At 39.3% G+C, this 11,795-nt stretch carries 10 protein-coding genes; all 10 read left to right on the forward strand.

Annotation, left to right across the window (positions count from 1 at the left end):
- The first annotated feature begins 32 nt into the window (after positions 1 to 32).
- The 10 genes from U3A58_RS00675 (at position 33) to U3A58_RS00720 (ending at position 11,751) form a co-directional block, all read left to right on the forward strand.
- Entirely contained in the window at positions 33 to 1,631 is a 1,599-nt protein-coding gene (locus U3A58_RS00675; protein ID WP_323821444.1) for an Ig-like domain-containing domain, read from the forward strand.
- A gap of 461 nt (positions 1,632 to 2,092) precedes the next feature.
- Complete coding sequence (locus tag U3A58_RS00680) at positions 2,093 to 3,841, forward strand: AMP-dependent synthetase/ligase (protein ID WP_323821445.1); 1,749 nt, start codon at positions 2,093 to 2,095, stop codon at positions 3,839 to 3,841.
- Between the two features lie 245 nt (positions 3,842 to 4,086).
- Positions 4,087 to 4,557: a MarR family winged helix-turn-helix transcriptional regulator gene (locus U3A58_RS00685; RefSeq protein WP_323821446.1), complete on the forward strand. Its 471-nt coding sequence runs from the start codon at positions 4,087 to 4,089 to the stop codon at positions 4,555 to 4,557.
- Positions 4,558 to 4,602: 45 nt separating this feature from the next.
- The gene (locus U3A58_RS00690) at positions 4,603 to 7,008 is read left to right on the forward strand and encodes a 3-hydroxyacyl-CoA dehydrogenase/enoyl-CoA hydratase family protein (RefSeq protein ID WP_323821447.1); all 2,406 of its coding nucleotides are present in this window, start codon (positions 4,603 to 4,605) and stop codon (positions 7,006 to 7,008) included.
- A gap of 108 nt (positions 7,009 to 7,116) precedes the next feature.
- On the forward strand, positions 7,117 to 7,476 hold the full coding sequence (locus tag U3A58_RS00695; protein ID WP_323821448.1) for a four helix bundle protein: 360 nt from the start codon (positions 7,117 to 7,119) through the stop codon (positions 7,474 to 7,476).
- Positions 7,477 to 7,537: 61 nt separating this feature from the next.
- Positions 7,538 to 8,713, forward strand: coding sequence for a thiolase family protein (locus U3A58_RS00700; RefSeq protein ID WP_323821449.1), 1,176 nt, complete (start codon positions 7,538 to 7,540; stop codon positions 8,711 to 8,713).
- An 86-nt stretch (positions 8,714 to 8,799) separates the two neighbouring features.
- Positions 8,800 to 9,003 (forward strand): four helix bundle protein, encoded by a 204-nt coding sequence (locus U3A58_RS00705; RefSeq protein WP_323821450.1) that lies wholly within the window; start codon positions 8,800 to 8,802, stop codon positions 9,001 to 9,003.
- Positions 9,004 to 9,023: 20 nt separating this feature from the next.
- On the forward strand, positions 9,024 to 9,161 hold the full coding sequence (locus U3A58_RS00710; protein WP_323821637.1) for a four helix bundle protein: 138 nt from the start codon (positions 9,024 to 9,026) through the stop codon (positions 9,159 to 9,161).
- A gap of 52 nt (positions 9,162 to 9,213) precedes the next feature.
- Positions 9,214 to 11,007, forward strand: coding sequence for an acyl-CoA dehydrogenase family protein (locus U3A58_RS00715; RefSeq protein WP_323821451.1), 1,794 nt, complete (start codon positions 9,214 to 9,216; stop codon positions 11,005 to 11,007).
- A 288-nt stretch (positions 11,008 to 11,295) separates the two neighbouring features.
- Positions 11,296 to 11,751: a GyrI-like domain-containing protein gene (locus U3A58_RS00720; RefSeq protein WP_323821452.1), complete on the forward strand. Its 456-nt coding sequence runs from the start codon at positions 11,296 to 11,298 to the stop codon at positions 11,749 to 11,751.
- The last annotated feature ends 44 nt before the right edge of the window (positions 11,752 to 11,795 follow it).

Genomic DNA, 11,795 nt, shown 5'->3' on the forward strand with positions numbered 1-11,795 from the left:
TCGCTTTTTCATGTGCAAAACAAAGTACACCTATGGGTGGACCAAGAGATGAAGATCCTCCAAAAATAATGATAATGACTCCAAAGGATCAGAGCTTGAACATCAAACCCAAGGAAATTTCAATTGTTTTTGACGAATATATCAAATTAGATAACGCCAATAAAAACATCCTCATCACACCTAGAATAAACAAGGATGAAGTAATATTCACTGCCATAAAGAATACATTGGTAATAGAACTAAATCAGGACCTCGAAGACAGCACTACTTACGTTTTCAACTTCCAAAAATCAATTACAGATCTTTCAGAAGGAAATCCGGTTGAAAATCTAAAGCTTGTATTTTCTACCGGTGAAAGCATTGATAGTTTAAAATTCACAGGTGCAGTAAATACTTATTTCCCTGGAAGAACTGATAAAATCGAAAATGCCATCGTCGGATTATATCCTATTGATGATACCACAAACGTATTCATAGCTCCACCATACTATTTGTCACAAGTCGATACTGCTGGAAATTTCACTATAACCAATATCAAAGCAGGAAAGTACTTCGCCTATGCTTGGCAAGACAATAACAACAGCTTAAAAGCTGAATACAAATCAGAATCATTCGATTTCATCAAAGACACCATCCACATCAACCAAAACATCAGTGACATACAATTCAATCTCTCAAAAGGAGATCAAAATCCAATTAGATTACTTAGATCTTCACCTACAGGTTCTTTTTATACGCTTGTTTTAAATAAAACTCCATTAGAAATTAACCTAGAAAACCAGAAACTAGGCAAGGAGATATTCTATACCCTCGGGGATAAAAGAATTAACCTCTACTCTGATAAACCCATACCTGATAGCATAGCATTCAATATCAATTTGAGAGATTCCGTGGGCTATGAAGTTGATTCACTAATCTGGGCAAAATTTGAAGTGTCAGATAGAAAACCTGAAAAATTAAGCATCACTGCTAATTCAGGTAAAAGCTTTTATCAAAACCTTCCAATCGAATTAACCTTCAATAAACCAATTAAAAATATCAACTACGATTCACTCTATCTGGCTTATGACACAGCCTCCGTAATTCCTATCACGCCAGACATGCTTAGCTATAAGGATACACTACAAAGAAATATACTTAAAATTAGCCTAAGTGTGCCTGATTCCCTACCCTTTGAAATTTTCTCGATTAAAGCAGCGGATTCCACCTTTCTTGATATAGAAAATCAATACAATGAAGTTGCGCTTACAGCAAACTACAAAAAGCTCAAAAGAGAAAGCCTAGCAGATGAAATCACTGGAACAATAGATGGAGCATCAGGCCCATTTATTGTACAGCTCCTAGACACCAAAGGAGAACTAAAAAGAGAAACGTATTTCGAAAGTGGAAACAAATTTTCCTTCCAGCTAATAGAAGCAGCAAACTATCAAATACGAATAATTGAAGATACTAACGGTAACAAGCGTTGGGATCCAGCAAATTTCCAAGAAAAAAGATACGCAGAACGCACATTTTACTACATAGACCCAGAGACAGGAAATATGAATGTATCTATCAGAGGTGGATGGACTTTAGAAGATCTTGTGATCAGAGCCACCCCAAAAACCGGCTTAAAAACCATCCCAAATTAACAGTGGATAAGTGCTATTTCCGCTGTGGATAAAAGTAGGGTTGCCTAGTATAATCGAGTACTTATACACAGATCATAACAAGCTTATCCTCCCAGTTGTATTTTTGGGGAAAAGCCAACAGTTATCCACCAGAACAATGCATTCTATCCACAGTCACTTTTCCAACAATGAAAACTAGGGTACAATCCACATTAATTATCTCTTTTCATCACTTCAAACATTTACAAGGAGTTACATGTGGATAAAGAGAGGATAACACGTGGGTAAGCTATAAAATACCATATACGAAACGTGGAGAAGCATATCCCACATACTTTTCCACCAATCCACAGACCTAATAACCCTAGTAAAGGAATTTTTTATAAATCTATTTTACAACTACTATAAAAAGAGCGCGTGGATAACTCTTTGTAATCGCCGTATATTTTGGTAATATTATAAAGATCCAAAATTAATGAACTATGAAGCCTTCTAGACTTTTTGATTTGATCCCTTATCAGATTGCTACCTATGATAAAGAAATAGCACTTTCTAAAAAAGAAAAAGGACAGTGGAAATCTTTTTCATCAAGAGATCTCAAAGAAATAGTTGACAATCTTAGCCTAGCCTTTTTAAAGATTGGATTGAAAAAGGGAGAGAAGGTTGCAATAATCTCAGAAAATTGTCCAGAATGGAATTTTATTGATTTTGCGCTTCAGCAGATCGGTGCTATTTCTGTTCCAGTCTATCCTACCATTACCTCATCTGATTTTGAATACATCTTTGATCATGCAGATGTCAAAATGATGTTTGCAGGCGATCAGAGCATTTTTGACAAAGCGAAAGAGGTCTCCGGTGAACGCTTGATTTACAGTTTTTCACCTATAGATGGAGCTATTTACTGGGAGGATTTCTTGGCGATTGGCGTCAATGAAAGTATGTCAGAGCTGGAGCTTCTAAAAGCGGAAGTCAAGCCAGATGATTTGTTTACGATTATTTATACATCTGGCACTACGGGTAGGCCAAAAGGTGTCATGCTCTCACATACGAATGTACTTTCGAATGTAATATCTATTGCTACTATCATGACACCTGAAAAAGGCACATCTAGAGTGCTGAGTTTTCTTCCTCTCTGTCACATTTATGAGCGCACAGGTTCATTCTGTTTTATGTATTTGGGTTTCTCTATTTACTATGCAGAAAGCTTAGAAACCTTGGGCGAAAATATGAAGGAAATCAAACCCCATGCTTTCAATACTGTTCCGCGTCTTTTGGAGAAAGTTTATGATAAAATTGTAGCCAAGGGATATGAGCTTTCTGGAATTAAGAAAGGACTTTTCTTCTGGGCATTAAACCTAGGATTAGATTATGATCCTGGCCAGAAGATGGGAGCTTGGTATGATTTTCAGCTGAAAATGGCCAATAAGCTTATTTTTAGTAAATGGAGAGAGGCTTTGGGTGGAGAGGTACTTCAGATTAATTCTGGTGCCTCAGCTTTGCAGCCTAGATTGGCTAGAGTTTTTTGGGCTGCAGGGATCAAAGTATGTGAAGGATATGGCTTGACAGAGACTTCACCGGTAGTTTCAGCTTCTGTTTGTTCTCCTGAGGAGATCAGAATTGGGTGGGTAGGAAAACTAGTACAAGATGTGAAAGTTAAAATTGCAGAAGACGGCGAAATCCTAGTCCAAGGTCCCAATGTCATGCAAGGATACTACCGACAGCCTGAAATGACTGCAGAGGTACTTAAAAATGGCTGGTTTCATACAGGTGACATTGGAGAACTGGACGGAGAATTCTTGAAGATTACAGATCGTAAAAAGGAAATGTTCAAGACTTCTGGTGGAAAATACATTGCTCCACAGCTTATGGAGAATAAATTCAAAGAATCTACGTTGATCGATCAATTGATGGTAGTTGGGGAAAATAAAAATTACCCTAGTGCACTCATAGTCCCAAGTTTTGATGGCTTAAAAGACTATTGCAAGCATAAAGGGATTCCTTACTCGACAGATGAGGAGATGATTAAGAAAGCGGAAATTATCGAAAAGATCGATCGAGAGTTAGAACCCTTGAACAAATACTTTGGCAAATGGGAGCAAATCAAACGTTTCAAACTTCTAGCAGTACCATGGGGTGTCGAAACAGGAGAATTGACTCCTACAATGAAGTTGAAGCGCAAGGTGATTATGCAGAAATACGGTGATGAGATTGAGCGTATTTATAAAGAATAGAGGGATAGATTTGATGATGATACTATTTTTTAACATTAGCACAGCATTTTAGCAAATGTTACTTTTCGTGATAAATAGGCTGTTTTGACTTAAATATTCATCTTTTATTGCACGATTATATCGCATTATTTGAACTCTAACGAAAATAATTTGTGATGCATGCATAACTTTTTTAATTTTAGTATGCATGCATACATTATTTTTAGTAAATTGAATTTCCTCAATATTTGAAGAATTCTATAGAGATGAAGAGAGAAGAGACAGTTGATTACCATATAAAAAGTGCCTGGCATGCGATCTCCAGAATGTACAATCAGCAAGCAGTTGAAGAGGGATTTACGACGGCTATTGGTTTTGTGCTGATAAACATCAATTCCAAAGATGGAACCCCAGCTACGAAAATAGCTCCTAAGCTTGGTCTGGAGACTCGAAGTCTTACCAGAATGCTGAAAACAATGGAAGAAAAAGGATTAATTTATAAAAAGGGAGACCTCATTGATAAGCGATTAGTGCGTATTTTTCTCACAGATGAGGGAATAAGGAAAAAGGAGATATCTGTCAACACGATTAAGGAATTTAACGAACAAGTACGAGAAATCGTAAGTGAAGAGGAGCTACGGTCATTTTTCAATGTATTTGAAAAAATCCAGTTGTTGATCGATCAAGTGCAGACTACAAAAGGTATAGCCATCAATAAACCAATATTTGAACTATAAACCGGATAACGACCACAAGGTAGAATCTACCAAAAGACCAAAATTATGAACAGAACCATTAAGAAAGTTGCCATTTTAGGTTCGGGTGTTATGGGATCCAGAATTGCCTGTCATTTCGCCAATATTGGCGTGCAGGTGCTTTTACTGGACATAGTACCTTTTGAACTTACCGAGCAAGAACAGAAAAAGGGACTGACCAAGGAAGATCCTACAGTCAGAAATCGAATAGTTACTGAGGCATTACAAAGCACCTTGAAGGCTAATCCTTCAGCAATTTATGATAAGGCTATTGCCTCCATAATTACCACTGGAAATTTTGATGATGATCTGCCAAAGATCAAGGATTACGACTGGGTAATGGAAGTGATCGTAGAAAGACTGGATATCAAGCAGTCCCTGTTTGAAAAAGTAGAAAAATATAGAAAGCCAGCAACGCTAATTACTTCCAATACTTCTGGAATTCCCATGAAATTGATGTGCGATGGAAGATCGGACGACTTTCAGGAGAATTTTGCAGGAACACACTTTTTCAACCCACCTAGGTATTTACGTTTATTAGAGATCATTCCAGGGCCAAAATCCAAGCAGGAGAATATAGATTTCCTTATGGAATATGGAAACAAATTCCTGGGTAAAGAAACCGTCCTTTGTAAAGATACTCCAGCATTTATTGCCAACAGAATAGGTGTTTACGCGATTATTTCTGCCATGCATACCATAGAAAAAATGGGTCTAGGTGTATCTGAAGTCGATAAATTAACGGGTACAATCATCGGCCATGCAAAATCAGCCACTTTCAGAACAATGGACGTAGTTGGCTTGGATACTACGGTGAATGTGGCCAACAATCTCTACAAGGCACTTACTCATGATGAGTCAAGAGAGAAATTCAAACTGCCGAACATTGTAGAAGTTCTGTATAACAATAAATGGTTCGGGGATAAGACAGGCCAGGGTTATTTCAAAATGATCCGTCATGAAGATGGTACCAAAGAGCTGAAAGAAATAGACTTCGACACATTCGAGTACAAAGATGTTGAAAAGCCAAAATTTAAAGCTTTGGAATCAGCCAAGGAGTTTGAAGACCTGAAAAAGCGAATCAAGCATTTGGTAAATTTTGATGGTAAAGCCGGTGAATTCTATCGGGCTACCTTTTACGATTTATTTAAATATTGTTCTAATAGAATTCCCGAAATCGCTGACGAGTTATTCAGGATAGATCAGGCAGTTTGTGCTGGATTTGGATGGGAAATTGGTCCATTCGAAAACTGGGATTTACTCGGTGTAAAAGAGACCGTTGAGAAAATGGAAGCTGCTGGGGAAAAGCCAGCTTCATGGGTTTATGAAATGCTGGAAGCAGGAAATGAATCTTTTTACAAAGTTGAGAATGGCAAGAAGCATTATTATGATATCCCGAGCAAATCTTACAAGGAAGTGCCAGGTATGGATGATTTTATCATTTTAGATACACTGAAATCTGCCGGAAAAGTCATTTGGAATAACGCTGGTTCTTCAGTATATGACATAGGTGATGATGTGATAGGATTGGAATTCCACACGAAGATGAATTCTATGGGTGCTGAAGTGATCGAAGGGATCAATACAGCAATAGGAATGGCAGAAAAGTCGCACAAAGGCCTCGTCGTTGGAAACGAAGGAGCTAATTTCTCTGCAGGAGCAAACTTGGCTATGCTGTTTATGTTTGCCGGTGATCAGGATTTTGACGAGATCAATCTCATGATAGCTCAATTCCAAAATACGATGATGCGAGCGAGGTACTCGTCGGTTCCAGTAGTCTCTGCTCCGCATAACATGGCATTGGGTGGTGGTTGTGAGCTTTCGCTTCATGCAGATCACATTCAGGCCCATGCGGAGTTATATATGGGGTTGGTGGAAGTTGGAGTAGGATTAATTCCAGCAGGTGGTGGCACCAAAGAAATGACGTTGAGATTTGCAAATGCAGTACAATCCGGCGATGTAGAATTGAATCGTTTGCAAGATGCATTTATGAATATTGCTATGGCAAAAGTTTCTACCTCAGCTGAGGAAGCGCGAAACTTGGGCTATTTGAGAAAAGATGATGGAATCACGCTGAATAGAAAGCGTCAGCTGGCTGAAGCCAAAATGAAGGTTCTTTCTATGCATGAAGCAGGATATACTCAGCCCATTGAGCAAACAGCTATTCGAGTTCTTGGAAAAGAATCATTGGCACTATTTGAAGCAGGAATTACAGGCATGAGGTACGGGGCATACATTTCAGAACATGATGCTTTGATTGCCAAAAAACTAGCTTACGTGATGTCTGGCGGAGATTTATCTACGCCCACTGAAGTTTCCGAGAGATACCTATTGGACTTGGAGCGCGAAGCATTCTTGAGCCTAACCGGTGAGAAGAAAACACTGGAGAGAATTCACAGTATTTTATTCAAGGGAAAACCATTAAGGAATTAGTATCAAGTAGCAAGATATAAGTAGCAAGATTTTAGAATCAAGAGACAAGAGATAAGTATCAAATAAATTACAGACAGTAGTTAGTATTAAGATTTAGCTTTTAGAACTATGCACAATTTCAAAGAACTCAAAGTTTGGCAGAAAGCAGTTGATTTTGCTGTGAAAATCTATTCCATCACTAAGTCCTTTCCAAATGACGAAAAGTTTGGTTTGATTTCTCAAAAGAGAAGAGCTGGAGTTTCTATTCCATCAAATATCGCAGAAGGTTGTGCAAAAACTTCAGGTAAATCGTTCGTAAACTCATTAGAAATAAGTCTAGGTGAAAGTTTCGAACTGGAGACTCAAATGATAATATCAGAGCGTGTTGGGGTTCTTGATTCTAATACAGCGAGAGATATGGAAAAGGATCTTATGGAGGTCCAGCGTATGATCATGGGTCTTAAAACTTCGATTGAAGCGAAGTCTTGATACTAAATACTTGATACTAGATACTTCATTTACCTAAACACTCAAATAACTCGAAAATAACATGGAAGCATATATAGTAAATGGATATAGATCGGCAGTCGGGAAGGCCAAAAAAGGTGGATTTAGATTTTACCGTCCAGATGATCTCGCTGCAGATGTGATCAAACACTTGGTAGCAAACACACCGGGATTGGAAACCAAAATGGTAGATGATCTGATCGTGGGAAATGCCGTCCCAGAGGCGGAACAAGGAATGCAAATGGGACGAATGATTTCTCTCCTTGCTTTAGGAGTAGAAAACCCAGGATTTATTGTGAATCGCTATTGTGGTTCGGGAATTGAAGCTATTGCCTTGGCGGTAGGGAAAGTGAAGGCTGGAATGGCAGATTGTATCATTGCCGGTGGGACAGAATCCATGTCATTGGTACCTATGATGGGCTATAAAACAGTTTTGAATTACAAAATAGCAACCGAGCATCCTTCCTATTATATCAGCATGGGCTTGACAGCAGAAGAACTTGCTTCTGAATACAGCATCACACGCGAAGATTCAGATGCATTTTCTGTGAAATCTCATGAAAAAGCCATTGCAGCCATAGCCGCCGGAATATTCAAAGATGAGATAGTTCCGGTAGAAGTAGAAGAGACTTATCTGGATGAAAAAGGCAAAAAGAAAACCCGAAAATATGTAGTTGATACAGACGAAGGGCCAAGACCAGGGACTACGATGGAAGTGTTGGCGGGATTGAAGCCAGCTTTCAAAAACAATGGACAGGTGACTGCTGGAAACTCTTCGCAAACTTCGGATGGAGCAGCTTTCGTGGTGGTGATGTCGGAGCGTTTGATGAAATCTCTGAATATTGATCCTATTGCTAGATTGATGTCTTATACTGCAGCTGGAGTAGATCCACGCATCATGGGAATAGGCCCAAAACTAGCCGTACCAAAGGCATTGAAGCAGGCGGGTTTAAGTCTGAATGATATTGATTTGATAGAACTGAACGAGGCTTTTGCATCACAAAGTTTGACAGTAATTAAAGCATTGGATTTAAATCCAGATATCGTAAACGTAAATGGTGGTGCAGTGGCACTAGGTCACCCTTTAGGATGTACCGGTGCTAAACTTTCCGTTCAGATGTTCAATGAGCTTCGTCGCCAAAATAAAAAGTACGGACTCGTCACTGCTTGTGTAGGTGGTGGTCAGGGTGTTGCCGGGGTTTATGAATTGTTGAAATAAGTATTTAGACACAAGACGCTAGCCTTTAGACAATAGATCTAGCATTAGTCTATTAATAAGATTGTTAAATTTTATCCAAATCAGTCATGCACAATTACAAGGAACTATTTGTCTGGAAAAGAGCAATTAAACTATGTGCTCATATTTATAAGCTTTCTGCAAATTTCCCTAATGAGGAAAGGTTTGGCTTGATTTCCCAAATGAGAAGAGCTTCTGTCTCTGTCCTTCCAATATTGCTGAGGGAGGAGGAAGATGAACAGATAAGGAATTTCTGCATTTTCTTTGAATAGCTCATGGTTCCATTTGCGAACTGGAAACACAACTCTTTGTAAGTGTAGAATTAGAATTTACTGATTTGGGTAAAATAGAATATGTCACCCACGAAATTACTGAAATACAAAAAATGCTTTATGCTTTGATACTAAAGTTCGATACGAAATCCAGCTAAGTCTAGTGTCTTACGTCTAAAGTCTTACGTCTATAATCTTACGTCTAAATTAATGGCCACAGTAACAAAATCAACCCAGGGAGGAGAATTCCTCATCAAGGAAACAGATGCGCAAGACATCTTTATCCCAGCAGAATTTACCGAAGAACAACGCATGATGGCTCAGGCCTGTCAGGATTTTATCGATACAGAGATCACCCCACATGTGCAGGAGATTGATAGTATGAAAGATCCTGATCTAGTCCCTAGGATTTTCAAAAAAGCCGGAGATCTTGGCCTTTTGGGAATCACTGTTCCTGAGGAATACGGGGGAATGGGTATGAGTTTCAATACTTCCATGCTAATCGCAGACATCATTGGCTCGGCAGGCTCCTTTTCTACTACATATGGGGCTCACACGGGTATAGGTACGCTGCCGATCTTGTACTATGGTACGGAGGAACAGAAGAAGAAATACTTACCAAAGCTTGCCACGGGCGAATGGGCGGCATGTTATTGCCTCACCGAACCAGATGCAGGATCGGATGCCAATAGTGGTAAAACTAAAGCGACTCTTTCTGAAGATGGTAAAACCTACCTTCTAAACGGTCAGAAAATGTGGATCTCAAATGCAGGTTTCGCAGATCTATTCATCGTTTTTGCCAAAATTGAAAATGATAAAAACCTAACAGCTTTCATCGTTGAGAAGTCTTTTGGTGGAATCACTATGAATGAGGAAGAGAAAAAGATGGGAATCAAAGGCTCTTCTACTCGTCAGGTGTTCTTTAACGATTGTCCGGTCCCGGTTGAGAATATGCTTTCTGATCGTCAGAATGGTTTCAAAATCGCTGTGAATATCCTAAACATCGGTAGGGTAAAACTGGGCGCGGGTGTGTTAGGAGGCGTCCGGACCGTGACCACCAATGCCATTAAGTACTCGACGGAGCGTAAGCAATTCGGTGTAAGCATCAATACTTTCGGAGCTATCAAATCTAAACTTGCTGAGATGGCTACCCAATCTTATGTATCAGAGGCCCTTTGCTATCGAGCTGGACAAGATATTGAGAATAAAATCAATGCACTGGAAGCAGAGGGAATGGATCCTTCGGAGGCGAAATTGAAAGGGGTGGAAGCGTTTGCGATTGAGTGCGCTATCGCAAAAGTGCAATGTTCTGAAGTACTGGATTATGTGGTGGATCAAGGAGTTCAGATTTACGGTGGCATGGGTTACTCAGCCGATGCACCGATGGAACGAGCTTATCGAGATGCAAGGATATCCAGAATCTATGAAGGCACGAACGAAATCAACCGTATGCTGATGGTGGGAATGCTTCTGAAGCGGGCAATGAAAGGGGAAATTAATTTTTTCGACCCTGCGATGGCAGTTTCCAAGGAACTTACTTCTGTACCTTCCTTTGATACTATCGATACATCTGAGCTTTTCGCAGCGGAGAAAGAAGTGCTGAAAAAGCTGAAGAAAGTATTCCTGATGGTGGGTGGAAAAGCCGCTATGACCCTTCAAGACAAGATCGAGGATGAGCAGGAGATCATGATGAACCTAGCTGATGTGATGATAGAAATCTACGCGAGTGAGTCAGCTATTTTGCGTACGGAAAAGCTCGTTTCTATGAAAGGTGAAGATGCTTGCAAGAATCAAATCGCGATGGCGCAGATCTATCTTTCTGAGGCTGTTGACAAAATCTATGTAGCGGCCAAAGAAGCGATTGGGAGCTTTACCAAAGGTGATGAGCAGAAAGTGATACTGATGGGATTGAAGAGATTCACCAAATCGGAGCTTTACAATACGAAAGATCTGAGAAGACAGATTGCCGATTATATGATTGATCAAGGCAAATACCCTTTTTAAGGATGCGATAAATTAAGTACCAAAGCCCTTCGAAATGAAAGAGTTCGTGGGCTTTTTGGTTTTAACCCCAGTGGACACAGAGGTTTGCACAAAGGGCACAATTAATAAATCGTTAAGTCAAAACAGAGCTGAAAGTCCCCTAGAAACAAAGCTTAAAAAAGTTGCGTTTGTTCAACTCATTGAGTTTTAAAATTGATTCCATATAGCATTCCAATTACTTTTAGGGGGCTTTGTTCCTTAAACTGAGATTTGTAAAGCATGAAGCCTTTATCAAAAATTAAGCACCAAATGAATATTATTGATCCGTTTAAAATTGTTGGAATAGCTACAAGAACTTCTAATGTGTCTGGCAAAGCAGCTGAGGATTTAGGCAATCTTTGGGGAAGATTCTTTGAAGAGCAGATAGGTACAAAAATAGCCGGAAAAGTAAGTGAGGATATTTATTCTATCTACACAGATTATGAGTCTGATTACACAGGAGAATACACCTGTGTGATTGGTTATCAGGTGGATAATCTAGAAAATATAGCTGATAGCCTAGTTGCAAGAGAATTTGATGGGGGCAAGCATACCAAGTTTGTAGCTAAGGGAAATATGCCCGAAGCAGTTGTAAATACCTGGAATGAAATCTGGGCGAAAGATGCAGAGTTGGACAGAAAATATACAGCGGATTTTGAAGTTTATGGTACCAAATCTCAGCAAGGTGAAAATTCAGAGGTTGATATTTTTATTGCCTTGAAATAGGAACTAGAGCCAAGTGAGCTACGTAAAAATAATAGTCAAGCCAG

The sequence above is a fragment of the Algoriphagus persicinus genome (assembly GCF_035156415.1).
GTDB lineage: Bacteria > Bacteroidota > Bacteroidia > Cytophagales > Cyclobacteriaceae > Algoriphagus > Algoriphagus persicinus.